Origin of the sequence: Faecalibacillus intestinalis (genome assembly GCF_015097455.1) — a bacterium.
GTDB classification, from domain to species: Bacteria; Bacillota_I; Bacilli_A; order Erysipelotrichales; family Coprobacillaceae; genus Faecalibacillus; species Faecalibacillus intestinalis.
The window spans coordinates 833,002-857,973 of record NZ_AP024085.1; the positions used below are offsets into that span (position 1 = coordinate 833,002).

Below are 24,972 nucleotides of genomic sequence, written 5' to 3' on the forward strand. Positions count from 1 at the left end.
GTTCAATGACAGCTTTCTTTTTTTGTTTTACAATAATGTTGGTGATAAAAATGGATAAAAAATTAATAGACCCTTTAAAACTAGGAATGAATTTAAAAAAATATATTAAGACAATAGGATATAAAGTCAAAGATATCCAAAATTATTTATGTTTAGAATGTCCTCAACCAATTTATCGTTGGTTTAAAGGAAGTACATATCCCTCAATTCATCATTTATATGCATTAAGTTGTTTGTTTGGGGTAAGTATGAATGAATTGGTTGAAGAAAGTGATGAAAGAAAAGAATGGGGAAATCGTATTTATCAAATAAAAGAGGGAAAACTAATCTTAGAAAAGCAAGAAATTTTGTAAGCATATTTCTTGCTTATTTTCTAGTATTCAAGTATGATATAGATACCCTATAGGGGTGGGAGGTGTAGTAATGAAAAAGAAATATGATGTCATTGGGATGACATGTAGTGCATGTTCAGCTCATGTAGATAAAGCAGTAAGAGGGTTGGATGGTGTTGATGATGTTAATGTCAATTTATTACAGAACTCAATGACTGTTGAATTTAATGAAAATAAAATAAATGAAAATCAGATTTTTGAAGCGGTCGATAAAGCGGGTTATAAAGCTCAAAATATTGGTGAAAAACAGGTTTCAAATGTTCAAGAAGATGAAAATGAACATAAAAAGAAGAATTTGATTTTATCATTTATTTTCTTGATTCCTTTATTTTATATCAGTATGGGACATATGATGAATTGGCCTTTACCAAGTATTCTCTTAGGTCATGAAAATATGATGATCTTTGTTTTAGTTCAATTATGTTTAGTTGTTCCTATTATGTTTATTAATAGAGGATATTATATTCGAGGATTTAAAACTTTATGGAATAGAAGTCCAAATATGGATTCCTTGATTGCCTTAGGGTCTTCAGCAGCTTTTATTTATAGTTTATATGCAACGTTTATGATGGCTTATTATCTAGGAAGAATGGACATGGATATGACCCATCATTATATGATGCAACTTTACTTTGAATCGGCAGGAATGATTTTAACATTAATTTCTTTAGGTAAATATTTAGAATCACGTTCTAAACAAAAGACTTCAGAAGCGATTGAAAAATTGATGAAGCTAATGCCTTCAACAGCTATCGTGTTAAAAGATGGCAAAGAAGTTGAAGTGGCCATTGAAGATGTTCAAATTGGTGATGTTGTGATTGTTAAACCAGGTAACAATATTCCTTTGGATGGAAAAATCATTCAAGGACATGGTTCAATCAATGAAGCGATGATTACTGGAGAAAGCTTACCAGTCGATAAAACAGTTGGTGATCAAGTTATTGGTTCAACCAATAACTTAGATGGTTATATGCAAGTAGAAGTTAGTCATGCTTCAAATGATACAACGCTTTCTAAAATCATTCGTTTAGTAGAAGAAGCAGGTGCTTCTAAAGCACCAATTGCGAAACTTGCCGATAAGATCAGTGGTGTCTTTGTACCAACCGTTATTACAATTGCAATCATTACTTTCATTTTATGGTTGACCCTTGGAAATAAAGATTTCCACTTTGCCTTAAACTGTGCAATTTCAGTCCTTGTTATTTCTTGTCCATGTGCTTTAGGGCTTGCCACTCCTACAGCAATCATGGTTGGAACAGGGAAAGGGGCTAACTTAGGTATCTTAGTTAAATCAGCACAACACTTAGAAGAACTTTCTAAATGTGATACGATTGTTTTAGATAAGACGGGAACACTTACTGAAGGAAAACCCCAAGTTACAGAAGTTTATCCAATTGGTGTAAGTGAAAATGATTTATTGAAATATGCGGGTTCGATTGAACAATATTCTAAACATCCACTTGCCAAGGCAATTCATAGTTATGTTTTAGAACAAGGTTTATCTATTGATTCATTAGATCATTTTGAAATGAAACAAGGATTAGGTCTTGTAGGTGAATTAAAGGGAGAAATTCTTTTATCAGGAAATAGACGTTTGATGGAAGAAAATGATGTTGATCTTTCTTCGATTGAAAATCTCTATAAAGAATTATCATCTAAAGGAAAGACACCTTTATTCTATAGCTATGCCGGTCAACTTATTGGTTTAATCGTTGTTTCAGATGTCTTGAAACAAACAAGTAAACATGCCATTGATTGTTTAAAAGATATGAACATGAATATCTATATGTTGACAGGGGACAATCAATTAACAGCCAATGCGATTGCTGATGAATTAGGTATTGAAGCTATTGGAGAAGTCTTACCACAAGATAAAGAAAAACATGTAAGAGACTTACAAGAAAAAGGACATCGTGCCATCATGGTGGGTGATGGAATCAATGATGCCCCTGCTCTTGTTAGAAGTGATGTTGGTATTGCGATGACTTCAGGTATTGATATTGCGATCGAATCTGCTGATATCGTTTTAATGAAAAATGATTTACAAGATGTTGTTGTGGCTTATGAACTTTCAAAAGCCACAATTAAAAATATTAAAGAAAACTTATTTTGGGCATTCTTCTATAATGTCATTGGTATTCCTGTTGCTGCAGGCGTGTTTTATTCAATCTTTGGCTGGTTGTTAGATCCAATGTATGGAGCAGCAGCAATGTCATTAAGTTCTGTCTTTGTTGTATCAAATGCACTTAGATTAAGATTCTTTAAACCAAAACATCAAATTATTCAAATACGAGAAAATAGGAAAAAGGAAGAAAAGAAAATGAAAAAAGTATTAGTAGAAGGAATGATGTGCGAACATTGTAAAGCACATGTAGAAAAAGCATTAAATGCTATTGATGATATTCAAGCAACAGTTGATCTAGAAAAAAACTGTGCTTTTGTAGAAGGTGAAGTTGACGAAGCAACACTAAAACAAGCCATTGAAGAAGCTGGATATACTTATAAAGGAATTGAATAAGTATGATGGCCGATAAAAAACAGGTCACAAGACTTTTAAAAACAGCAAGAGGACAAATTGATGGAATCTTAAAAATGGTGGAAGAAGATCGCTATTGTATTGATATTTCACATCAAATCATGGCAAGTGAAGCGATTTTAAAAAGAGCCAATAAAGAAGTCTTAAAGGCACACATGACACATTGTGTACATGATGCAGTCAATAGTGAAGATTGTGATCAAAAAGTAGAAGAAATGATCAAAGTGTTAGATAATTTATTGAAATAAGTGAAAACGGGCAAATTGCCCGTTTTACGCGTTATAGACGTCATAACTAAAATTATATGTTCTTTATGATTGTTTTTTACAAAAGACTAATTAAATGTAAATATAGTACAACGTTTAACGATTTATTAAATGTATAATTCTTATTTTTTTATTGATAGACTTTCATTTTTAATAGTATCAAATGGATATGATGGATCTTTGCACCAAAATTTTTCGATATTAAATCCGTGAGTTTTTAAAGCGTTAGAAAGATTTTTGTGTTGTATTAAATCATGTTTATAATTTGAATTTGATTTACTGCCGGTTAATTCTTTTATTTGTTTAATATTACAACTTCTTAATAATTCATCCTCTAAATTTTTCACTTGGGGTACACATATTACTTTTTTTACAATGGGTTGTTTTTGTAAAAAGAGGATGTTTTCTAATAATGTGTCTACTTGATTTGTATCAGTGTCAAATACCAATACAACAATTGTTCCTTGTTTCAATCTCATTATTTGATTTCTTGTAAATTTTCTTTCTATTACATTAAATACATCAACTTTTCCTGAAATGATTAGTTGCATAGAGGTTTTTAAAGTGTCAATTACTTTCTTTTCGTCATCTCCCTCTACATAATAATGATAAATATTATTAGCCATCTTTAACTCCTATATATTTCCAATTTCATCTAATAATACTAGGTTTGGGGAAACAGAAAATAAATCATTATCAACAGCATTTCTTAAGGAATCTGTATTCTTTTTTAAGTATTTAGATGCATTTATTGCTGATATTACTTGCCCGTCATCATAAATTTCTTTTTTTAAAAAAGTGAAACAATGCTTAGGTAAAGGTAAATCCAATAAATCAGTGTTATGAGATGTAAAAAACAATTGTGAATTTCGACCCAGCAAATCAATCATCAATGAGAAAAATCCTTTTTCAATATCTGAGTGAATATGTGAAAACATTTCATCACAATAATAAACTGCTTCTTTTCCTACTTTAAGTGAATCGATAATAGAAGCAATTCGAATTCCTTCTTTTGTTCCAGATGATAATAAACTTTCGTTTACAATCTTACCATCTTGTAAAATTATATCCTTATCTCCAAAGCTTATAATAAAAGCATTTTTAACATTTTCTATTCTTCTAACATATTTAACAGCAGGATCTAAAACTTTTAATGTGTATTCCAATAATTTTAAATAGCGATCATCATCTAATACACTGTATTCTGATTTAAATGAATCAAATGGAAATGCAAACCCCCATGAAAGTTTTGGGATTTTTTCTAATTCGGTAATGTAATTTTCGGTGGATTTATTATTTGTTAATAAATCAAGCCTTTCACTACATAATTCATAATTATCACGCTTTTTAATTTCTACTGAATAAACATTTATTTTTACATTATCAATTGAGTAACTATCCTCATCGTTTCCTAAAAAATGTGCATTCATTCGATATAAATAATATTTATTTTCTTTTTTTTCAACAAAATCCATTGCAAAAAAAGCATTCTTTTTTTTATTTGAAATAAAAGGAGATATTAAATCTATATTTTTTTTATTTATCAAATTAAAAATAGCGAGTATCATTTTTCCAAGAGATGTTTTTCCTGTAGCGTTAGATCCCATGATAATATTTATTTTTTGATATCTAAAATTTGGATAGCCTTCTAAAAACTCATCTTCTAAATAAGAATTTACTATTTTTTTTGGATAGGAAAAATTAATATGGAAATTTTCAAATGCAAAAAAGTTATTTATTTTTAAATCCATTATTATCATTTATATCACCTCCTATTATGTATATTATATCCATTTGATAGAACTAATATAAATAAATTATATCATATTATTTTTTTATTTAAAGCCAATCTTTTTAAAATATTAACAATATAATTGAATGATTTTTTGTTTTTCAATATTTTAAAAATTAATCAAATAATATTCATGAATGTATACATTTCTTTTGTGATATTTTTATCCATTACAGGTCCTTAGCGATATTAAAAAGATTAATTATATTTGTTTTAAAATTTCATAAAGTGAGTGCATTATAATTTTTTATTATTCAATTCATTATAGATATAAAGAAGAAAATTTATCATAGAAAACAGTTTTAAATATAATAGATGCTGTATTAAATATTTTGTTGCTGATTGAACATGGTTATAAGTAAAATTACATCTATATTTTTTAAAAAAATTCTCCAAACTATAGAAATATTACAAACGCTGATGAAGGGTAATAAGGTTGTCGAGTTGTGAGAAATATTGACCGATTTTTATTTGTTCCTCATTAACAGGAACTAATAAATTGCTATTTTTTATATCATTAGAATTTAATGATTCAAAAGTTGAACCTGTTGTGATTTTTTTCCAAAAACCTTCAATATCTTTTTTTATTAAACTTTGAAATATAAATTCATTACCTTTAATTGCAGCTACTCCTCTACCAATTACTACATTATATGCGGTTTTTCCCATAGAACCAGCCGGTGCACGAACACTCATTATTAAATCACCTACATCGGCCTTTTTTGTCATTTGTGTTGTCCACAATCTAGGTTCTACCCATCCATCTTTTATATCTGAATTACCTTGTACGAGTATATAATCTTTGGGTGTTTCTGAATACGTGCTCCCATCAGGAGATTGCCCCATGATTATTTGAGTAACATCACCTAACTTACGCTGTTCCCAATCATAATAAACATGAAATTTAATTAAATTACAAAAAATCGTTGTGCATATTTACGAGAGGTGATATACTAAAGATAGATAAAGGGTAGTTTTTGAAAAAATTAGGATAGGAGAATAATTATGGGTGAGTATTTTTTGAAAAATTGTGTTTCTTTTACTCCTGGTATTAATCCGTCACGTATACAAACAACAGATTTGGAGTTTTATGATCAAAATGATTTTGTTAATGACTACAATTTTATAAATAAAGTAAATATAAAAGACAAATCTTTTGATGGTGAAAATCTTTTAAAATTAAAAGAAGGAGATGTTGTTATTAGCGTTGTTACTCGTCAAGCTGCAATTGTTAGTAAAGGTAATGATGGAAAAATACTTACTTTGAATTTTATAAAAGTTGATTTCGATAATGATTTTCTTGATAAAAAATATTTTTTATATTTATTTAATTCTTATTCTGGGGTTAAAAGGCAAAAAGAAAGAATGCTACAAGGAACAGGGGCTGTTTTAAAGATACCTGTTAAATCATTAAATGATATAGAAATACCTATTATTTCAATGTCAGAACAAGTAAAAATAGGAGAAGCTTATAAGAAGACTATATGTTTAAATAACTATCTAGATAAATATAAGAGTTTGATGGAAAAATGTGCTAATTCAATTCTAGAAGAATCAGTAAGGGGGAGAAGAAGATGAGTGATTATAAAAGTAAATCAGAATTAGATTTTGAAAGAGAAGTTATTGATTATTTAACACACATAGGTGGTGTTAAACAATGGGAATATTTAGAAAATGTTAAAACAACGGAACAATTGTGGAATAATTTTAAATTGATTTTAGAACAAAATAATAGGGCGCGCTTGAAAAAAACATTAACAGTTACAGAATTTAATCAAGTAAAAAAGATTATCTCGAATATTGATACACCTTATCATGCAGGACAATTTTTATATGGAGTAAATGGTGTTTCGGAAATAGAGTTAGATTTAGATAGTGGACAACATGTTTTTTTAACAGTATTTGATCAAGCACAAGTTGGTGGTGGAAATACTGTGTATCAAGTTGTTAATCAAATTGAAAGACCTAAAATTGTTGATGGGAAACCTAATAGAAGATTTGATGTAACATTATTAATTAATGGTTTACCTATCATTCAAATAGAATTAAAAAAAGCTATGCATTCAACAAATGAATCTTTAAATCAAATGAAACAATATATAGCTGAAAAACAATATTCTGGAATTTTTTCTACCTTACAAATATTAATAGCTATGACACCATTTGATATAAGATATATGGCAAATACAACATTAAAGAGTTTTAATAAAGCATTTGCATTTAATTGGCAAAATGAAGAAAATGCAAAACCTGTAAGATCATGGAAAACTTTTGCTGATAAAGTTTTATCTATTCCTATGGCTCATGATTTAGCTACAAGATATATGGTATTAGATGGAACTAAAAATAAAGAAAGTATAAAAGTAATGAGACCCTATCAAGTATATGCAACAAAACGTGTATTAGATAAGGTTAGAAAACATGATTTTAGCTATGATGATGGAAAACTAGGATATATTTGGCATACAACTGGTAGTGGAAAGACAATTACAAGTTTTAAAACAGCATGGTTAGCAAGTAGATTACCAAATGTAGACAAAGTAATCTTTTTGGTTGATAGAATTGCTTTAACAAATCAAACTGCTGATGCATATAGAGCTTATGACCCTGTCGCTGGATTTGAGGGTAAGACAGGGGTTGTAAGTGATACAGCTAATATTTCTGATTTACAAAGAAAATTAACTATAAAAAGCGATAAAAATATTATAGTAACGAGTATTCAAAAGATGTCACGTTATGTTTCAAGACAAAGTTTTAAACCATTAAATGAAAATATTCTCTTTATTGTTGATGAAGCGCATAGATCCACAGGAAATGGTAGTGAAAATCAAGGTATGCTTGAATCAATTCGAAATGCTATTCCAAAGGCGGCTTGGATTGGCTATACAGGAACTCCTAAATTTCCTGAAACAAGAGAAATATTCGGAGATTTATTACATGCTTATACAATAAAGGAAGCAATTGCAGATAAAAATGTATTAGGATTCAATGTTGAATTCAAAGAAACGATTAAAGCGCCTGAAAATCCAACAAATGAAGATATTGATGATAATATAAAAGGAAGTGTATATGATACAAGTAGTGAACATGTAGAATTGGTTGTTAAAGATATCTTTGATAATTGGAAAAGTCGTTCAAATAATAGGAAATATAATGCCTTATTGACAGTACATGTGGGTGGAAATAAAGCTTCTACACCAAGAGCAATGGAATATTTTGATAAATTTCAAGAAATAAATAAAACAAAACCTGAAGATGAAAGATTAAAAGTTGCAATTAGTTTTTCAGTGGATACATCAAATGGAAATAATCAATTAGAAACAAATAGTAATTTGCATAGAGCAATTAAAGAATATAATAAAATATTTGGAACAACATTTGATATGACTACTGTAAAACAATATACGGATGATTTAGCAAGAAGATTAAATAAAACAGCAGATGATGGACAATACTTAGATTTAGTTATTGTTGTAGATCAATTACTTACTGGATTTGATGCACCTGAATTAAATACTTTATATGTAGATAGAACATTAAAGGGTGGTAATTTAATACAAGCTTATTCTCGTACAAATAGAATGCATGATTTAGTTAATAAACCATGGGGAAATGTTATTAATTATAGATGGCCGGTACAAAATGAATATGAGATGAATGAAGCTTTTTATCTTTATTCAAATAGAGATTCAGCAAATGAACAACAAAAATTAGATTTAAAAGTAATAGAGTTGTTGAATAAAAATGTTGGTATTATTTCTAAACCATTTTCTGAGGTTCTTCATGAATTAAAAGAAGTTGTTAATGTTTTATCTGAGTTAACAGATAATTTTGTTAGAGCACCACAAAGTGAAAAGAAACAAGATGTAGTCTTTGAAAATTTAAAGAAATATAATCATCTTTTAAGTCAATTGAAACAATATACAGAAGATGATGAAGGAAATGCGGTTTCTGCTTATGATGATCCAACAGGATTTTACGAAAGAATAGGTATTACTGAAGATCAAGAAATTACTTTAACAACAACAATTTCTGATGAAATTAAGATTATTAAGGCAAGACAAGAAGAAATAGATATTTCACAAGTAAATTTAGAAATGGTGCACATACACGATGTAACAATCAATTATGATTATTTAACAGAACTAATTGCTCAAATGGCTGATGAAGTTCATGAAAATGAAATGGAAAAAGCAAGCAAAACAAAAGTAGAAATACATAATGAACTATCTAAATCTGATAATGAAAAAGAAAAATACAAAATACAAAATTTTGTTAATAGGATCTATAACAAAGAATTTGTATTTAACCAATATCCAGCTCCTAGAAATGTTGAATTAATGAATAAAGCAATGGATTCATCACAAAAAGATTCTAATTTAAAATTAGTTACTGATTTTGTACGTAAATGGGGATTAGATAATACAATTAAACCTAGAGAATTAGAAGCGTTAATTAATAAGCATCATTACGGTAAAGAAGATTTAGATAACCAAAATGAAATAACAGATATTATGATAAAAGCTAAAGATGATTATAAAGAAATTGCAACATATGAAGTAAAAGTTTTATCATGGCTTAAATATCGTAAAGAATTTAGAAAAGCTATTTATATTCTTGCAGATGAGATAAAGAAAATAGATTAAAAAGAGAGGGAGGATGGAAATGAAAGAAAACAAGACAAAACCCGATATAAGATTTAAAGGATTTACCGATGATTGGGAACAGCGTAAGCTGGGTGAAATTGTTGGGATATACGATGGGGTACACCAAACTCCCAAATATCAAGATAGTGGAATAATGTTTTTATCAGTAGAAAATATTTCTACTTTGCAATCTACAAAATATATATCTGAAGAAGATTTTAAGCGTGATTATAAAGTCTATCCTCAAGAAAACGATATATTAATGACAAGAATTGGCGATGTTGGTACAACAAATGTTATGACAGATAATACTTTAAAAGCCTACTATGTTAGCCTTGCACTATTAAAATATAAGAATACTAATCCATACTTTTTAAGTAATGCAATGCAGTCGAATTATGTTCAAAAAGGATTAGCAAATCGTACATTAAAAACTGCAGTTCCTATGAAAATCAATAAAGATGAAATTGGAAAAGTGGATGTAATATTGACTGCTGCTGTTGAAGAACAGTCTAAAATTGGTTCATATTTCAAGAATCTTGATAATCTTATTACCCTTCATCAGCGTGAGTGCAATCAATTGAAAGAATTAAAGAAAACTATGTTGAAAAAAATGTTTCCTCGTGATGGCTCAAATATTCCTGAAGTGAGATTTGCTGGATTTACTGATGATTGGGAACAGCGTAAGTTAGGTGATGTTACTCAAATAATCATGGGGCAATCTCCTGATGGGAGCACGTATTCAGAAACACCCAAAGATTATATACTCGTACAAGGTAATTCAGATATAAAAGATGGATGGGTAGAACCTAGATTGTGGACAACACAAATGACAAAAAAGGCCGATGTAGGTGATTTAATAATGAGTGTTCGTGCACCGGCTGGTTCTATGGGAAAAACCGCATATAATGTAGTAATTGGTAGAGGAGTAGCTGCAATTAAAGGTAATGAATTTATATTTCAAAGTTTAATAAAAAAAGATATTGAAGGTTTTTGGAAAAAAATCACAACAGGTTCAACTTTTGAATCATTAAATTCTAATGATATAAAAAATAGCAATTTATTAGTTCCTGTTAATGAGGAACAAATAAAAATCGGTCAATATTTCTCACAACTCGACAACCTTATTACCCTTCATCAGCGTGAGCTAGAAATCTTAAAAAATTTGAAAAAAACATGTTTAAAGAGAATGTTTATATAAAGGAGAATTAAAATAATGAGTAATGCAACTGAAATAACTACAAAATTATGGTCCATGGCTAATAAATTACGTGGAACTATGGATGCAAGTGAATATAAAAATTATATATTGCCATTTATGTTTTATAGATATCTTTCTAAAAATCAAGATGATTATTTAAAAGAAAATATCTTGGAAGAATTTTATGATGTTACAGATAAAGAAGAACAAGATGAATATCTAGAAGAAATTAGTAAAGGGTTAGGCTATGCAATTGTTCCTGAATATAGGTGGGAATCAATTGTATCTAAAATCGATAGCCATAAGATTAAAGCTAGTGATTTCCAAGATATGTTTGATTCATTTAATATAAATGCTAAACGTAATCCTATTGCTGAAAATGATTTTGCCAATGTATTTTCTGATGTTAATTTAGGGGATACAAGATTAGGAAGTAGTACAAATGAACGTGCTAAAGCCCTTAATGATATTGTGTTGATGATTGATGATTTTAATTTTAAAGATGATTCAGGACATGATATTTTAGGGGATGTTTATGAATATTTAATAGGACAATTTGCTGCTAATGCTGGAAAAAAAGGTGGGGAATTCTATACGCCTCATGAAATAAGCCAAGTATTAGCCAAATTGGTTTCCTATAATATAAAAGAATCTGATGAGCAATTTAGGGTATATGACCCTACAATGGGATCAGGATCATTATTATTAACAGTACAAAAGGAATTACCTAATCATGATAAAAAAGGGAGTGTTATGTTTTATGGACAAGAATTAAATACAACAACATATAACTTAGCGCGTATGAATCTTATGATGCATGGGGTTAATTATCGTAATATGGAACTTAGAAGGGCAGATACTCTTGATGGGGATTGGCCATTTGCTGAAAAAGATGGAGTACAAACACCATTAAAATTTGATGCAGTTGTTGCAAATCCGCCATATTCTCAAAAATGGGATATTAAAAGTATTAGTAGAGAAAAAGATCCTAGATTTGCTAATTTTGGAGTTGCACCTGCTTCTAAAGCAGATTATGCATTTGTTTTACATGGATTATACCATCTAGAAAAAACAGGAACGATGGCTATTGTTTTACCTCATGGTGTTCTATTTAGAGGAAGTTCAGAAGGTAAAATACGTAAAAATATTATCGATGAAAATTTATTAGATGCAGTTATTGGGATACCCGCAAACTTATTTTATGGAACAAGCATTCCAACATGTATATTGGTTTTTCAAGGCAGAGATGCAAGGGGAAATAGTAAAGATATTTTATTTATTGATGCTTCTAAAGAATTTACTAAAGAAAAAAATCAAAATAAGTTAACAGCAGAAAATATTAATAAAATAATCGATACATATAAAAATAGGGTAGATGTAGATAAATATGCACATGTTGCCACTTATGATGAAATAGTAGAAAATGACTATAATTTAAACATTCCTCGATATGTGGATACATTTGAGGAAGAAGAGGTTATACCTTTACCTGATGTAATGAAAGAATTAAATGATGTAAGACAAGAAATTGAAAAAACATCTAAAGAATTATTTGAATTATTAGATCAATTAGAAGGCACAACACCAGAAGCTAAAGCGGAGTTAGATAATTTTATGAAATTACTAAAATAATAGGAACGATTATTAGATATGTGGTGTTTGTTTTGCAAAATATATAAAAATATTGCTAAGTTTGGGAACAACGTAAGTTAGGAGAATTATTAGAAAAATATGAAGATCCAGTTGAAACTCCTCATGACGGTTATGAAAGATTGGGTATAAGAAGTCATGCAAAGGGAACGTTTCATAGTTTTGTTGAATCTGGAGAGGAACTAAATTCTGTAAGAATGCATAGAGTTGCAGCGAATAAATTTATTTTAAATATTACATTTGCATGGGAACATGCTGTAGCAATTACTGATAAAAATGATGAAGGAAAGCTTGTTTCACATAGATTTCCTCAATTTTCATTCGATAAATGTTTAAAATCTAATTTTTTTAAATATTTGATATTAGACGAAAAATTTAGAAAACATTTAGAATTATCCTCTCCTGGAGGAGCAGGAAGAAATAGGGTTCTTAAAATTAGTGATATGCTTGAATATAAAATTTATTTGCCTAGTATAGATGAACAAACTGAAATAGGACAATATTTCTCACATCTCGACAACCTTATTACCCTTCATCAGCGTGAAAAAAGAAAGGATTTTAGAAAAAAGATAAATATTATTGTTGGTTATATGAATTTAGTTATTATATATAAGGATTATGGAAAGGAGGAAAATATGGCAACAAGAGGAAAAAGTATTAATTTGTTTTTAATGGATGGTGAAGCTAGTGGAAGAATTAAATGTACATTAGCAAATTGGACAGGATTAGCATACAAAATTCCTAGAATTGATTTAGATAGATGTAAGAATAGAGAAGATTTGAAACAAAGTGGCGTCTATTTTTTGTTTGGTAAATCTGAGAATTCAGAAAAAGGGATTGTATATATTGGGCAAGCAGGTGCAAGAAAAAATGGAGAAGGAATATTGGATAGATTAAAAGAACATAAGCGAAATTCAAAGAAAGATTATTGGACGGAAGCGATTGTATTTACAACTTCTAATAATTCTTTTGGACCAACTGAAATAAGTTATCTTGAAAATAGATTTTGTAATCTTGCAAAACAGGCTAATAGGTATGAAGTTAAAAATGAAAATGATCCTACTATGGGAAATATTACTGAAGAAAAAGAAAGTGAAATGGAAGAATTTATTGATTATGCAAAGGTTGTTATGGGAACTTTAGGTCATAAGGTGTTTGAACCGTATGCAAAATCAAATGTGGATAATCAAAATGATATTTCGTATGATACAGATGAAAATAACACAATTCTTTACTTAAAAAGAAAGGTAAAGGAATTTGGAGAAGTACAAGCAACAGGTATGCAAACATCTGATGGATTTGTTGTATTTTCAGGCAGTCATATTTCTACGGAAGACGATAATACAGTACCACAAGTATTAAAAGAACGTAAGAAAACAGTTAAATTGGATGAAAATGGTAATTTAATTGACAATATGCCTTTTTCTAGTCCTTCTTATGCAGCGATGTTTGTAATTGGGAAAAGTGCGAATGGTTTGGTAAGCTGGAAAGATGAGAATGGAAAAACATTAAAAGATTTAGAATTAAATAAATAACGATTATTTTGAAAAAGCTGAGATTACTTAGCTTTTTTTCTTTGTAATAACTTGGGAACAGCGTAAGTTGAGTGAAGTACTGATTAGTTTACAAAATAATACACTTTCTAGAGTGAACTTAATGAGTGAAACCGGAGTTGCCAAGAATGTTCATTATGGCGATGTTCTTATTAAATTTGGAGATATCTTAGATGTAAGCAAAGAGAAACTACCAATGATTTCAGATGAAAGTATTTTAAAAAAATATAAAGCTTCTTTTTTGCAAAATGGAGATGTGATTGTTGCTGATACAGCCGAAGACTCATCTGTTGGAAAATGTAGTGAAATAATAGGATTGAATGATGAAATTGTACTGTCTGGACTACATACTATTCCATACAGACCAGTAGAAAAATTTGCTTCTGGATATTTGGGATATTATCTAAATTCAAGTGCATATCATAATCAGTTAATACCTTTGATGCAAGGAATTAAGGTTATGTCAATTTCAAAATCTGCTATGCAAAATACGTATATTATTTATCCTAAATTAGAGGAAGAACAAGCAAAAATCGGTCAATATTTCTCACAACTCGACAACCTTATTACCCTTCATCAGCGTTTGTAAATTTTAGTGATAATTAATGTTTTTTATAAGAATTTTAATATGAAATATATATTTATATTTGTGGACCACAATAAAGGAGAATTTAGATGGATGATATAAATAAGGATGATTTATTTTGTGATTATTATGAAAAATGGATAAAAATATATAAAGAAGGTGCTATAAGAAAAGTAACTTTAGATAAATATAAGATGACACTAAGATGGTTAAGAAAATTAATTCCAGATTTGAAAATAAAGGATTTAACGAGGATATCTTATCAAGCGTTGTTAAATAATTATGCTTTGGAACATGAAAGACAAACAACTATGGATTTTCATCATCAGTTAAAAGGTTCTATTTTGGATGCAGTAGATGAGGGATTGCTTGATAGAGATCCTACTAGAAAAGCTATTATTAAAGGAAAAACACCAAGTGTAAAAAAAGTAAAATTTATTAATCAATTTGAATTACATACTTTATTAGATACATTAGAGTTAAAAAATGAGATAAGCTGGGAATGGATGATTTTATTGATTGCTAAGACAGGATTGAGATTTTCAGAAGCGCTTGCCCTAACACCAGCAGATTTTAATTTTTCAAGGCAATCAATATCTGTTTCTAAAACATGGGATTATAAAGGCGATGGTGGTTTTTTGCCTACAAAAAATCAATCGTCTATTAGAAAAGTACAAATTGATTGGCAAACAGTTATTCAGTTTTCACAATTGATTAAAGATTTACCAGAGGATAAACCAATATTTGTAAAAGGAAAAGTTTATAATTCTACAGTAAATGGAGTTTTAGAAAGATATTGTAAAAAAGCAGAAGTTCCTGTAATTTCGATACATGGTTTAAGACATACTCACGCATCTTTACTTTTATTTGCTGGTGTATCGATTGCAAGTGTTGCTAGAAGATTAGGACATTCTAGTATGAATACGACACAAAAAACGTATTTACATATTATACAAGAATTAGAAAATAGGGATGTTGATCTTGTTATGAGATCATTGTCAGGATTAAGTTAAAAAAATAAATGTGGTCCACAAATATAATTGAATAATTTATAAAAATAACAAAATAGTAAAAATAGAATCCAGAGATATTTATCTCTGGATTAAACGTTTGTATAAAATAAAAAACAACCCGAAGGTTGTTGTTTATTAAATGGCGTCCACGAAGGGATTCGAACCCCTGACCGCACGCTTAGAAGGCGTGTGCTCTATCCAGCTGAGCTACGTAGACATTGCTTACTTTCAACTGCTCATATATATTAGCATGAATATGAAATGATTGCAATAAAAAATTACAATTTTTTTTAAATTTATATTTTGAAGAGATATATATAAAATAAAAAACAACCCGAAGGTTGTTGTTTATTAAATGGCGTCCACGAAGGGATTCGAACCCCTGACCGCACGCTTAGAAGGCGTGTGCTCTATCCAGCTGAGCTACGTAGACATTGCTTACTTTCAACTGCTCAACTAGAATAGCATATATTTTTTTAAAAAGCAATACTTTTTTAAAAATCATCTAAATTTTTGAATTCAACCTTCAAATCTTTACCTTCTACATAAATAACACAATAACTTCGATTACTTCCTCCACGAGGTAAAGTTGTAGATCCAGGATTAATAAGTGTATAACCATCAACTTCTTTATACATAGGAACATGCGTATGTCCTGAAAGTAGTACATCATAGTTTGCTTCTTGCAAAGTATAGATCATACTTGTTTCACGATCCATATATCCAAAACGATGCCCATGAGCAACTAAAAAGTTTAAATCTTCAACTTTAAATTTGATTTGATTTGGAAAATCACTATACCAATCATTATTTCCTTTAACACATAACCAATCTTGCATCATATATGTTTCAGCTTCACTATCACCACAGTGAACATAATAATCTCCATCGGGTTCTAGTTCTTTTACACGATTAATCATTTGATGATAACCATGACTATCTGACATTACTACTATTTTTTTCATTTTCATCACCAAAAACATTATAACAAAACTTTACTAGATTTGTACAATATTATCGATTGATGTACTTACATTTTGATCTTCTTGAATAAGTTCATTATTAATATAGATATGGACTGAACTAACATCAGGAAGTGATAAAAATGATTTTTCAAGACGACTATAAAGAGTAGGGGAAATATTTTCGCTATTATCTAGAATACGTGATGATAAATAGATAGAAAGTAAGCCATCGTTTAATTGTGATTTTTTAGTTGTTTCTACTTTAGTATTATTTTCAAAATGATCTAATAATAAAGATACTTTTTGATCAATTGTTTGATTTGTGTTTTGAATACGTGTTGTTGTAGGAATATAATATGTTTTTCCAGCAATTTCTTTTTCGTTATAAACAAGGACGGAAGAGGTTTGATAAAGATCAAAAGTGGATGTTTCAAAGTTATTAATACCTAAATTAGGAGTGATACAACTTAATGGTATTGTTGTGTTTTCAAATGAAGAAACAGCTTTACCATCTATTTTCATATTGATTTTAGAAATACCATCTTTACAAAATAAATAACTAAGGGCTTCACAAATATCTAAAGCTTGTTGATTGTTAGAGATTTTAAAGTTGTTTGTAAAATCAAATGTAAGTTGATTACTTTCCATAATTAAAGCATTAAGTTCTAATTTCTTATTAAAAATAGGATAAAGTCCTAATTGAGTAAAATCTTTTGATTTCATTGTTTCAATAACCCCTCGAATATTATTTTCCTTATTATCCTTAACACCAATATCCACAGAAACAGGAATAAGCGTTTCATCTTGATCTTTAAAAATAACTGTTTGCATATTGGCTTTCTTTTTCACTGTTTTAACATCATCATTTTTAAAATAAACAAAGGTTGCAAAAGCACATAAAAAAATCATTGAAATATTTCTTAAATATTTTTTATACATGAAATCACCTCACTATTTAAAATATGAAAAGAGTGATAAAATAGTCTTAAAATTTGCCTTTTTTAAATATTTATTTTATATTATAATAGCGAAAATGAAGGAGGGATAGTTGTGCCACTTACTGATGATGATTTTGTGAAGACTGGGAAACTAGAGGGTTATAGTGAAATGATTCAAAAATTACATGAAGAAGAACAAACACAACCCGAAATCACTTATGATTTACAATTAGATGATGATGAGGATGAAGAAGAAAAATGATAGAAGATTTAATTGAAACAGGTCAATATAAAGAAGCGTTGCAATATTTAAATGATATGGATAATGAACAAGTACGTTATCAAAGACTTGTTTGTTTATATGGATTGAAAGAGTTACAACAAGCTAAAAGAGAAGGTATGAAAGCAAAAGTTCTTGCTGGAGAAACTTATTATGATGTTGTTGCTATTTATGTATCGATTTTAAAAGATTTAGAAGAATTTGAAGAAGCTATTAATATTATTGTAGAGGAATTATCAATGCCTTATATTCCTTATCAATATGAAACAGTTTTTAATGCAGCTTATGATGAATTGTTATTAGCGAAACAAGAAGCATCTTTTGATGGGGTGACTCAAAAAGTCTTTAATGAAGAAGATATCGAAAATATTTTAACTAAAAAAGATACAAATGAAGATTTACTTTATATGGCTATTGAACAAATGGAAGGCATGAATATTCGTCGTATGATTGTTCCTATTCGTCAATTTATTAGAGATAATGATCAACCTGATTTTGCCAAAAGTTTATTAATAGAATTAATGATTGATCAAGAAATTGATGAAGATTTGGAAGTTGTCAAAAAAGGTGTGCAGTACGATATTAACCCAAGTTATGCCCCAATGGTCTTGAATCAAGAATCTGGTGTTGAAATTTATAAATTGTTGATGGATGCTTTAGAAGATGATAATCCATCTTTACTTACGATGTGTGAACAATTTTTAAATTTTTATCTTTATTCAATCTATCCAAAATATATTGATGAACAAGATTATCGTAGTATTGCAGGAGCTATTCATTATCATTTAGCATCTCTACAATATATAGATATTGAATTAGAAGATATTGAATATTTATATAATTGCAATCAAGAGGATGTAAAAGATGTATTGGAAACAATACAATCAATCGAATATTAAAATTTATTAATATAGTTGAATTTAAAAAAAGGTTAGTATATAATGTCTTTTGATACGGAATAAGGAGAAATATATAATGAGAACAACTACAAAAAAATTAGAAAATGCTGTTACTCAAATTAAAGTAACATTTGATAAAAAAGAATGGGCAGAAGCTCAAGACGCTGCTTTAAAAAGATTAGCTACAAGAGTTAAATTAGATGGTTTCAGACCTGGTAAAGCTCCAGTTGCTATGATTAAAGCTAGACTTGGAAAACAAGCTATCTATGATGAAGCTACTGATCAAATCTTACAAAAAAGATATGCTGATATCATGAAAAAAGCTGAAGTTGCTCCAATTGCTCAACCAACATTAAATATTGATAGTGTTGATAATGATAACTTAAAAATTACAATCTTATGTCCTGTTAAACCTGAAGTTGAATTAGGTGAATACAAAGGATTAGAAGTTAAAAAAGGTAGAGTAACTGTTGCTAAAAAAGATATCGAAGCACAAATTGAAAACTATCGTCATCAATTCGCTGAATTAACAACTAAAGAAAACGGTGAAGTTGCTAAAGGTGATACAGTAGTTATGGACTTTGAAGGATTCATCGATGGTGAAGCATTCGAAGGTGGAAAAGCTGAAAATCATTCATTAGAAATCGGTTCTGGACAATTCATTCCAGGTTTTGAAGATCAAATGATCGGTATGACTTGTGAAAATGAAAAAGATGTTGTTGTAACATTCCCAGAAGATTATCAAGCTACTGAATTAGCTGGTAAAGAAGCTACATTCAAAGTAACTGTTCATGAAATTAAAGAAAAAGTTTTACCTGAAGCTGATGATGAATTAGCTAAAGATGTTAACATCGAAGGTGTTGAAACTTTAGATCAATTAAAAGATCATATTAAAGCTCAATTAAAATCACAAAAAGAAAATGAAGTAGAAAACAAATTCTTCTCTGATTTAACTCAAGCTTTAATTGAATGTTGTAAAGTAGAAGATAGTGAAGCTTTATTAAATTCTGAATTAGATACAATGTTAAGAGAAGTTGAAATGAACTTACAACAACAAGGTTTATCATTTGAATTATATGAACAATTCACTGGTAAAAACAAAGATGCTATCAAAGCTGATTTAACTGATCAAGCAAAAGACAGAGTTAAATTAAACTTAATCTTAGCTGCTATCGTTGAAGCTGAAAATATTGAAGTAACTGATGAAGAACGTAATAGCGAATTAGAAACAATCGCAAATACATATAATAGAGACTTAGAAGAAATTAAACAAATCTTCGCTCAAAATATGTACCAAATCGATGCTGATATTTTAAATAGAAAAGCGTTAGACGTTGTTAAAGAAAACTTAAAGAAATAGTTTAAAAGACGCGTAAGCGTCTTTTTAAAAAAGGAGGATTATTATGAGTGAAAGTACATTATTAACCCTTCCTGTTGTGTGCACAAGAGGAATGATTGTCTTTCCGGGTAACCGTTTATCATTAGATGTTGGTCGCCCCCTTAGTTTAAAAGCACTTGAACTTTCAAGTCGTGACTTTGATAACAATATCCTATTTGTATCACAAATCAATCCTATTGTTGATGATCCAAAATATGATGATGTTTATCATGTTGGAACTTTATGTAAAATTGAAAAGAAAATCCGTCGCGATAGTGCAGGGACAATCAAATTAACTGTTACTGGAGAAAAAAGAGTTGCTCTTCGAGATTTTAAAATTGAAGATGGTTCAATTTTTTCAACAGCTGAAGTTTTAGAAGATATTTATGGAGACACAAATGAAGAAGTTGCTTTAGTAAGAAAAACAACAGCTTATTTTGAACAAGCAAGACGTCATATGCCTCATATTCCAGCTGAAAGCTTAACTTTACTTTCAAATGGGACATCAGCTAGTTTACTTGCTGATACAATTGGTCAATATTTACCAATTGATTTAGATAGAAAACAAAAAATTCTTGAAGAACAAAGAATTAATGAAAGATTATTCTTAGTAGCAAGTTCTATTGAATCTGAAAAAATGATTAGTCAATTAGAAGATACAATCAATAGAAAAGTCAAAGAAAGTATTGATGAAAATCAAAAAGAATACTATCTAAGAGAAAAATTAAGAGCTATTAAAGATGAACTTGGTGATACTGTTGATAAAGGAGACGATGCTGATCAAATTCGTAAAGAATTAGCTGAAAATCCATATCCTCAATATATCAAGGATAAAATTGAAGAAGAATTACGTCGTTTTGAAGCTATGCCACCAGCATCTTCAGAAGCAAACGTTGTTAGAACTTATATTGATTGGGTGATGAAAACACCTTGGTATCAAGAAACTAAAGATGAAGAAGATATTTCTAAAATTGAAGCAATTTTAGAAGAAGATCATTTTGGATTAGAAAAAGTAAAAGAAAGAATTGTTGAACACTTAGCAGTTAAACAAATGACACAATCTTTAAAAGCACCAATTATCTGTTTAGCAGGTCCACCAGGTGTGGGGAAAACAAGTATTGCTAAAAGTATTGCACGTGCTTTAGATCGTAAATTTGTTAAAGCTTCTTTAGGTGGAGTAAGAGACGAAGCAGAAGTTCGTGGACATCGTCGTACTTATTTAGGATCAATGCCTGGACGTATCATTCAAGGAATGAAAAAAGCTGGTGTTGTAAACCCTGTCTTCTTATTAGACGAAATTGATAAGATGGCAAGTGATTATAAAGGAGATCCTACAAGTGCAATGCTTGAAGTTTTAGACCCTGAACAAAATTCTCAATTCTCTGATAACTATATCGAAGAACCATATGATTTATCTAAAGTTTTATTCATTGCGACTGCTAATGATTTAGGAGGGATTCCTGGACCACTTAGAGATCGTCTTGAAATTATTGAAGTTTCAAGTTATACAGAACAAGAAAAATTAATGATTGTTAAAGAACATTTAATTAAAAAACAATTAGATGCGCATTCATTAAAACCTGAACAAATGATTATTTCTGATGATATCATCATGGAAATCATTCAACATTATACACGTGAAGCAGGTGTTCGTGAACTTGAAAGATATATTGCTAAATTATGTCGTAAAACTGTTTTAGCTATCCTAAAAGAAAAAGTTGAATCAGTTATAATTGATCAAGATAAACTTGTTGAATTCTTAGGAAAAGCACCATTTGATCATACTAAGAAACTTCCTCGTCCTCAAGTAGGGGTTGTTACAGGTATGGCTTATACTCAATTTGGTGGAGATATTTTACCAATCGAAGTTAATCATTTTGATGGTACTGGTAAATTTATTATTACTGGTCAATTAGGTGATGTTATGAAAGAATCAGCATCAATTGCTTTAGATTACCTAAAAGCTAATAAAGAAAAATATGGTTTAGATGATAAAGCCTTTGATAAACAAGATATTCATATTCACGTTCCTGAAGGAGCTATCAAAAAAGATGGTCCATCAGCAGGTGTCACTCTTACAACTGCAATCTATTCAGCTTTTACAAATAAACCTGTAAGAGATGATGTTGCCATGACAGGAGAAATCACTTTACGTGGTAATGTCTTACCAATTGGTGGATTGAAAGAAAAATCTATTTCAGCACATCGTTCTGGAATTAGAAAAATCATCATTCCTAAAGAAAATGAAAAGGATATCGAAGATATCCCAGAATCAGTAAGAAATGATTTAGAAATTGTTTTAGCTGATCATATCGATACAGTTTTAGAGCATGCAATTGTTAAATAACGGAAATCTTGAATTTTCGTTATTTTTTTTGTACAATACAAAAGGTGATGAAAAATGGTAAAAATTAAAAAAGCAGAATATATATTATCAGCCGCATGGAAAAGCCAATGGCCAAAAGAAAGTTTTCCAGAAATGTGTTTAGCTGGACGATCAAATGTTGGAAAAAGTAGTTTTATTAATGCAATGTTATCTAGAAATGGTCTTGCAAAAGTATCAAGTACGCCAGGTAAAACAAGAACTTTGAATTTCTTTAATGTCAATGATGCACTTTATTTTGTAGATGTTCCTGGATATGGATATGCTAAAGTTGCTAATAATGTCACAAAACAATTTGGTAAAACGATGGATGAATATATTAGTGAAAGACAAACTTTAAGAGGTTTTATTTTACTTGTTGATTATCGTCATAAACCAACAAAAGATGATGTGATGATGTATGAGTTCGTTAAACATCATGGTGTACCTGTCATTGTCGTTGCGACTAAAGAAGATAAACTTAAACGTAATGATTTAAAGAAAAATGAAAAATTAATTAAAGATACATTACATTTTGATCCAAGTGATACATTTATTCGTTTTTCAAGTTTAAAGAAAAAAGGAATTCAAGAAGCTTGGAATGCAATTTATGAATTGTGTGATTTAGATTTTGAGTAGGGAAACCTACTTTTTTTCATATTTGATGATTTGTTGCATAGACTTTGTTAGGAGGATGACTATGCAAAAAATATTTTACGAAAAGGAAATTGATTTACTACATCAATTAAAGGAATTAGTTTCTTTAACGGTTGATGAATCTATCGACTATAAGATTGAAGATCATGGTGTTAGAGCGGTGGGGAGTCTTGCTATTAAAGGAGAATATATTAGTCAAGAAAAAAGACATTTTTTAGAAAATGTGGAATTAGATGTTTATGCGGATGATCAAAAGATTATAGATCATCAAGATTTTCATTTGAAGGTTGAAGATTTTCATTATGATATTATTGATGGTAATTTGAAAATTAAAATTGAAGTTGGAGTGTATGGGGTTGAAGAAGGTGAAAATCGTTATATTCAACTTGATGAAGATCCTATTGATGAAATTGAAAAATTATCAAGGGATGTTGAGACTCAAACGATAAATGAACAAGTCGTTGCTGAGGCACCCGAAGAAATTCAAGATGTTGAAAAGTTACAAGAAAAAATTTATGAAACGAAAGAAAAAGAAGAAAAGGTTGATGATGACGAGGATCTAGGTGTTTATTATTTATATGTCGTTTTACCAAATGATACGTATGCTTCAATAGCTAGACAATATCAGGTAGATGAAAAAATGATTAGAGACTATAATCAAGATCTAAATTTAGATGCAGGACAAATTCTTATTATTCCTTATGCTCCAAAAGATCATTCAAACAAAGTATGATTTAGACGTAATTGGACTGATTCAAATCAGTCCGCGTGTCTATAAAGTGAAAACAGCTAATCATTTTTATTGTGTTAAGATTGTTGATGAAAAGAAACTAGAAGTTGCTTATCAACATCTTAATACCTTACATCTCCATCATTTTATTCATTTGATATTAAATAATGAACAACACTATTTTACACCTTTTCAAGATCAATATATCTATCTTATGCCTTATTTACAAGAAGATAATCATATAAAAAAAGAAATGAAAATAAAAACATATTATCAAATCCTAGCGTATTTACACAATCATTCTTTTTTTATGCAACATGAAGAAGATGCTTTTTTTAAAAAGCAGTATGATGATCTTTTTTCTTTGATTCAACAAAGAAAAAATGATTATGAAAAATTAATGAGAGAATTTGAATTTAGAAAATTTAAATCTCCAGCAGGTTGGATGCTTGTTTTAAATTATTATCGTATCGTTCATTATTTAAATCAAGCATATTATTATTTAAGTCAATATCAAGAAATAATGAAAGGTAAAAATGAAATTAGACTTTCTTTAACGTATAATCATTTTAATAAGGAACATATTTTTGTTAGTGATGAAACACTTATTTCAATTGATCAAATGAAAATTAATTATTGTATTTATGATTTGATAGATATTTTTCAAAATCATGATGGACTCTATGAGAGTTTACCGTTATTAGAATATTATTTAAAAGAAGTAAAGCTTTTAAAAGAAGAAAAAATCTTAATACAATGTATTTTATCAATTGTTCCGCAAGTTCAATTAAATTTACAAGAAGAAGTCAATATTTATCAAATGTCAAAATTAATTTGTTATTTAGATGGCTTACAAGAAATATTCAAAAAGTTAATGATTGACGAGAAATAGTCTATTTGATAGAATAGAACTGCAATGATTTGGAGGAGTAGTTCTTCTTTGTTTGATAGAGAGTCCCGTTTGCTGGAAAGGGATAAATGAAAAGAGTGAAGGTAGCCAAGGAGCATGTTAGATGAAATAAAGTAGTTTAACACGTAGAACTGCGTTAAAGTTTTAAGGTGCTAAGTTTTATACTTAGAACTAAGGTGGTATCGCGATATAAGTCGTCCTTAGAGGGATGGCTTTTT

The 24,972-nt window shown here is 29.2% G+C and carries 22 protein-coding genes, 2 tRNA genes, 1 pseudogene and 1 other annotated feature; of the genes and pseudogenes, 18 read left to right on the plus strand and 7 right to left on the minus strand.

Annotation, left to right across the window (positions count from 1 at the left end; all coding sequences use genetic code 11):
* Positions 1-50: 50 nt before the first annotated feature.
* From Fi14EGH31_RS04370 to Fi14EGH31_RS04380, 3 genes are all read left to right on the plus strand, one after another.
* Positions 51-353, plus strand: a complete 303-nt coding sequence (locus Fi14EGH31_RS04370; RefSeq protein WP_118470335.1) for a helix-turn-helix domain-containing protein — start codon at positions 51-53, stop codon at positions 351-353.
* A 70-nt stretch (positions 354-423) separates the two neighbouring features.
* Positions 424-2,910, plus strand: a complete 2,487-nt coding sequence (locus Fi14EGH31_RS04375) for a heavy metal translocating P-type ATPase (protein ID WP_200765173.1) — start codon at positions 424-426, stop codon at positions 2,908-2,910.
* Between the two features lie 2 nt (positions 2,911-2,912).
* A complete protein-coding gene (locus tag Fi14EGH31_RS04380; RefSeq protein WP_048923456.1) occupies positions 2,913-3,176 on the plus strand; it encodes a metal-sensing transcriptional repressor in 264 nt (87 codons plus the stop codon).
* 140 nt (positions 3,177-3,316) lie between these two features.
* On the opposite strand, the gene Fi14EGH31_RS04385 is transcribed toward Fi14EGH31_RS04380, so the two are convergent.
* The 3 genes from Fi14EGH31_RS04385 to Fi14EGH31_RS04395 all read right to left on the minus strand — a co-directional run bounded on the left by Fi14EGH31_RS04385 (position 3,317) and on the right by Fi14EGH31_RS04395 (position 5,922).
* Entirely contained in the window at positions 3,317-3,820 is a 504-nt protein-coding gene (locus Fi14EGH31_RS04385; protein ID WP_200765174.1) for a hypothetical protein, read from the minus strand.
* 9 nt (positions 3,821-3,829) lie between these two features.
* Positions 3,830-4,954, minus strand: a complete 1,125-nt coding sequence (locus tag Fi14EGH31_RS04390; protein ID WP_200765175.1) for an AAA family ATPase — start codon at positions 4,952-4,954, stop codon at positions 3,830-3,832.
* Between the two features lie 440 nt (positions 4,955-5,394).
* Positions 5,395-5,922 carry a restriction endonuclease subunit S gene (locus tag Fi14EGH31_RS04395; protein ID WP_318030071.1) on the minus strand — a complete coding sequence of 176 codons (528 nt, stop codon included), beginning with the start codon at positions 5,920-5,922 and terminating at the stop codon, positions 5,395-5,397.
* A gap of 69 nt (positions 5,923-5,991) precedes the next feature.
* Between Fi14EGH31_RS04395 and Fi14EGH31_RS04400 the strand changes: the two genes are divergently transcribed.
* From Fi14EGH31_RS04400 to Fi14EGH31_RS04435, 8 genes and pseudogenes are all read left to right on the plus strand, one after another.
* The gene (locus Fi14EGH31_RS04400; RefSeq protein ID WP_200765176.1) at positions 5,992-6,564 is read left to right on the plus strand and encodes a restriction endonuclease subunit S domain-containing protein; all 573 of its coding nucleotides are present in this window, start codon (positions 5,992-5,994) and stop codon (positions 6,562-6,564) included.
* Positions 6,561-9,632 carry a type I restriction endonuclease subunit R gene (locus tag Fi14EGH31_RS04405; RefSeq protein WP_200765177.1) on the plus strand — a complete coding sequence of 1,024 codons (3,072 nt, stop codon included), beginning with the start codon at positions 6,561-6,563 and terminating at the stop codon, positions 9,630-9,632. Before Fi14EGH31_RS04400 ends, Fi14EGH31_RS04405 begins: the two co-directional genes overlap by 4 nt.
* A gap of 19 nt (positions 9,633-9,651) precedes the next feature.
* A complete protein-coding gene (locus Fi14EGH31_RS04410; RefSeq protein ID WP_200765178.1) occupies positions 9,652-10,833 on the plus strand; it encodes a restriction endonuclease subunit S in 1,182 nt (393 codons plus the stop codon).
* 15 nt (positions 10,834-10,848) lie between these two features.
* Positions 10,849-12,465 (plus strand): type I restriction-modification system subunit M, encoded by a 1,617-nt coding sequence (locus tag Fi14EGH31_RS04415; protein WP_200765179.1) that lies wholly within the window; start codon positions 10,849-10,851, stop codon positions 12,463-12,465.
* 74 nt (positions 12,466-12,539) lie between these two features.
* Positions 12,540-13,019 (plus strand): annotated as a pseudogene (locus tag Fi14EGH31_RS04420) (restriction endonuclease subunit S); the annotation flags it as partial.
* 744 nt (positions 13,020-13,763) lie between these two features.
* Positions 13,764-14,018 (plus strand): DUF4357 domain-containing protein, encoded by a 255-nt coding sequence (locus Fi14EGH31_RS15540; protein WP_256188040.1) that lies wholly within the window; start codon positions 13,764-13,766, stop codon positions 14,016-14,018.
* A gap of 46 nt (positions 14,019-14,064) precedes the next feature.
* Entirely contained in the window at positions 14,065-14,625 is a 561-nt protein-coding gene (locus Fi14EGH31_RS04430) for a restriction endonuclease subunit S (protein ID WP_267905656.1), read from the plus strand.
* A gap of 86 nt (positions 14,626-14,711) precedes the next feature.
* Positions 14,712-15,635, plus strand: a complete 924-nt coding sequence (locus Fi14EGH31_RS04435; RefSeq protein WP_200765181.1) for a site-specific integrase — start codon at positions 14,712-14,714, stop codon at positions 15,633-15,635.
* Between the two features lie 140 nt (positions 15,636-15,775).
* Here Fi14EGH31_RS04435 and Fi14EGH31_RS04440 read toward each other — a convergent pair.
* From Fi14EGH31_RS04440 to Fi14EGH31_RS04455, 4 genes are all read right to left on the minus strand, one after another.
* A tRNA-Arg gene (locus Fi14EGH31_RS04440) sits at positions 15,776-15,852 on the minus strand.
* Between the two features lie 139 nt (positions 15,853-15,991).
* Positions 15,992-16,068: transfer RNA gene (locus Fi14EGH31_RS04445), tRNA-Arg, on the minus strand.
* A 61-nt stretch (positions 16,069-16,129) separates the two neighbouring features.
* Entirely contained in the window at positions 16,130-16,600 is a 471-nt protein-coding gene (locus Fi14EGH31_RS04450) for a metallophosphoesterase family protein (protein ID WP_200765182.1), read from the minus strand.
* A 33-nt stretch (positions 16,601-16,633) separates the two neighbouring features.
* Positions 16,634-17,539 carry a GerMN domain-containing protein gene (locus Fi14EGH31_RS04455; protein WP_022002245.1) on the minus strand — a complete coding sequence of 302 codons (906 nt, stop codon included), beginning with the start codon at positions 17,537-17,539 and terminating at the stop codon, positions 16,634-16,636.
* A gap of 111 nt (positions 17,540-17,650) precedes the next feature.
* On the opposite strand from Fi14EGH31_RS04455, the gene Fi14EGH31_RS04460 reads away from it, so the two are divergent.
* The 7 genes from Fi14EGH31_RS04460 (at position 17,651) to Fi14EGH31_RS04490 (ending at position 24,736) form a co-directional block, all read left to right on the plus strand.
* A complete protein-coding gene (locus Fi14EGH31_RS04460) occupies positions 17,651-17,800 on the plus strand; it encodes a hypothetical protein (protein WP_022002244.1) in 150 nt (49 codons plus the stop codon).
* Positions 17,797-18,717: a hypothetical protein gene (locus Fi14EGH31_RS04465; protein WP_200765183.1), complete on the plus strand. Its 921-nt coding sequence runs from the start codon at positions 17,797-17,799 to the stop codon at positions 18,715-18,717. The genes Fi14EGH31_RS04460 and Fi14EGH31_RS04465 overlap by 4 nt, the downstream gene beginning before the upstream one ends.
* A gap of 76 nt (positions 18,718-18,793) precedes the next feature.
* Positions 18,794-20,077 (plus strand): trigger factor, encoded by a 1,284-nt coding sequence (gene tig, locus Fi14EGH31_RS04470; protein WP_117832775.1) that lies wholly within the window; start codon positions 18,794-18,796, stop codon positions 20,075-20,077.
* Between the two features lie 43 nt (positions 20,078-20,120).
* Complete coding sequence (gene lon, locus Fi14EGH31_RS04475) at positions 20,121-22,442, plus strand: endopeptidase La (RefSeq protein WP_200765184.1); 2,322 nt, start codon at positions 20,121-20,123, stop codon at positions 22,440-22,442.
* Positions 22,443-22,496: 54 nt separating this feature from the next.
* Positions 22,497-23,096, plus strand: a complete 600-nt coding sequence (gene yihA / locus Fi14EGH31_RS04480) for a ribosome biogenesis GTP-binding protein YihA/YsxC (RefSeq protein WP_107029917.1) — start codon at positions 22,497-22,499, stop codon at positions 23,094-23,096.
* Positions 23,097-23,157: 61 nt separating this feature from the next.
* The gene (locus Fi14EGH31_RS04485; RefSeq protein ID WP_032091602.1) at positions 23,158-23,847 is read left to right on the plus strand and encodes a LysM peptidoglycan-binding domain-containing protein; all 690 of its coding nucleotides are present in this window, start codon (positions 23,158-23,160) and stop codon (positions 23,845-23,847) included.
* The gene (locus Fi14EGH31_RS04490) at positions 23,816-24,736 is read left to right on the plus strand and encodes a hypothetical protein (protein WP_200765185.1); all 921 of its coding nucleotides are present in this window, start codon (positions 23,816-23,818) and stop codon (positions 24,734-24,736) included. Before Fi14EGH31_RS04485 ends, Fi14EGH31_RS04490 begins: the two co-directional genes overlap by 32 nt.
* Before the next feature lie 15 nt (positions 24,737-24,751).
* Positions 24,752-24,959, plus strand: a binding site (T-box leader).
* Positions 24,960-24,972 lie beyond the last annotated feature (13 nt).

Coding starts and splice junctions, on each gene's coding strand:
- Fi14EGH31_RS04370 (WP_118470335.1), top strand. CDS start 51: ATGGATAAAAAATTAATAGACCCTTTAAAACTAGGAATGAATTTAAAA.
- Fi14EGH31_RS04375 (WP_200765173.1), top strand. CDS start 424: ATGAAAAAGAAATATGATGTCATTGGGATGACATGTAGTGCATGTTCA.
- Fi14EGH31_RS04380 (WP_048923456.1), top strand. CDS start 2,913: ATGATGGCCGATAAAAAACAGGTCACAAGACTTTTAAAAACAGCAAGA.
- Fi14EGH31_RS04385 (WP_200765174.1), bottom strand. CDS start 3,820: ATGGCTAATAATATTTATCATTATTATGTAGAGGGAGATGACGAAAAG.
- Fi14EGH31_RS04390 (WP_200765175.1), bottom strand. CDS start 4,954: ATGATAATAATGGATTTAAAAATAAATAACTTTTTTGCATTTGAAAAT.
- Fi14EGH31_RS04400 (WP_200765176.1), top strand. CDS start 5,992: ATGGGTGAGTATTTTTTGAAAAATTGTGTTTCTTTTACTCCTGGTATT.
- Fi14EGH31_RS04405 (WP_200765177.1), top strand. CDS start 6,561: ATGAGTGATTATAAAAGTAAATCAGAATTAGATTTTGAAAGAGAAGTT.
- Fi14EGH31_RS04410 (WP_200765178.1), top strand. CDS start 9,652: ATGAAAGAAAACAAGACAAAACCCGATATAAGATTTAAAGGATTTACC.
- Fi14EGH31_RS04415 (WP_200765179.1), top strand. CDS start 10,849: ATGAGTAATGCAACTGAAATAACTACAAAATTATGGTCCATGGCTAAT.
- Fi14EGH31_RS15540 (WP_256188040.1), top strand. CDS start 13,764: ATGCAAACATCTGATGGATTTGTTGTATTTTCAGGCAGTCATATTTCT.
- Fi14EGH31_RS04435 (WP_200765181.1), top strand. CDS start 14,712: ATGGATGATATAAATAAGGATGATTTATTTTGTGATTATTATGAAAAA.
- Fi14EGH31_RS04450 (WP_200765182.1), bottom strand. CDS start 16,600: ATGAAAAAAATAGTAGTAATGTCAGATAGTCATGGTTATCATCAAATG.
- Fi14EGH31_RS04455 (WP_022002245.1), bottom strand. CDS start 17,539: ATGTATAAAAAATATTTAAGAAATATTTCAATGATTTTTTTATGTGCT.
- Fi14EGH31_RS04465 (WP_200765183.1), top strand. CDS start 17,797: ATGATAGAAGATTTAATTGAAACAGGTCAATATAAAGAAGCGTTGCAA.
- tig (WP_117832775.1), top strand. CDS start 18,794: ATGAGAACAACTACAAAAAAATTAGAAAATGCTGTTACTCAAATTAAA.
- lon (WP_200765184.1), top strand. CDS start 20,121: ATGAGTGAAAGTACATTATTAACCCTTCCTGTTGTGTGCACAAGAGGA.
- yihA (WP_107029917.1), top strand. CDS start 22,497: ATGGTAAAAATTAAAAAAGCAGAATATATATTATCAGCCGCATGGAAA.
- Fi14EGH31_RS04485 (WP_032091602.1), top strand. CDS start 23,158: ATGCAAAAAATATTTTACGAAAAGGAAATTGATTTACTACATCAATTA.
- Fi14EGH31_RS04490 (WP_200765185.1), top strand. CDS start 23,816: ATGCTCCAAAAGATCATTCAAACAAAGTATGATTTAGACGTAATTGGA.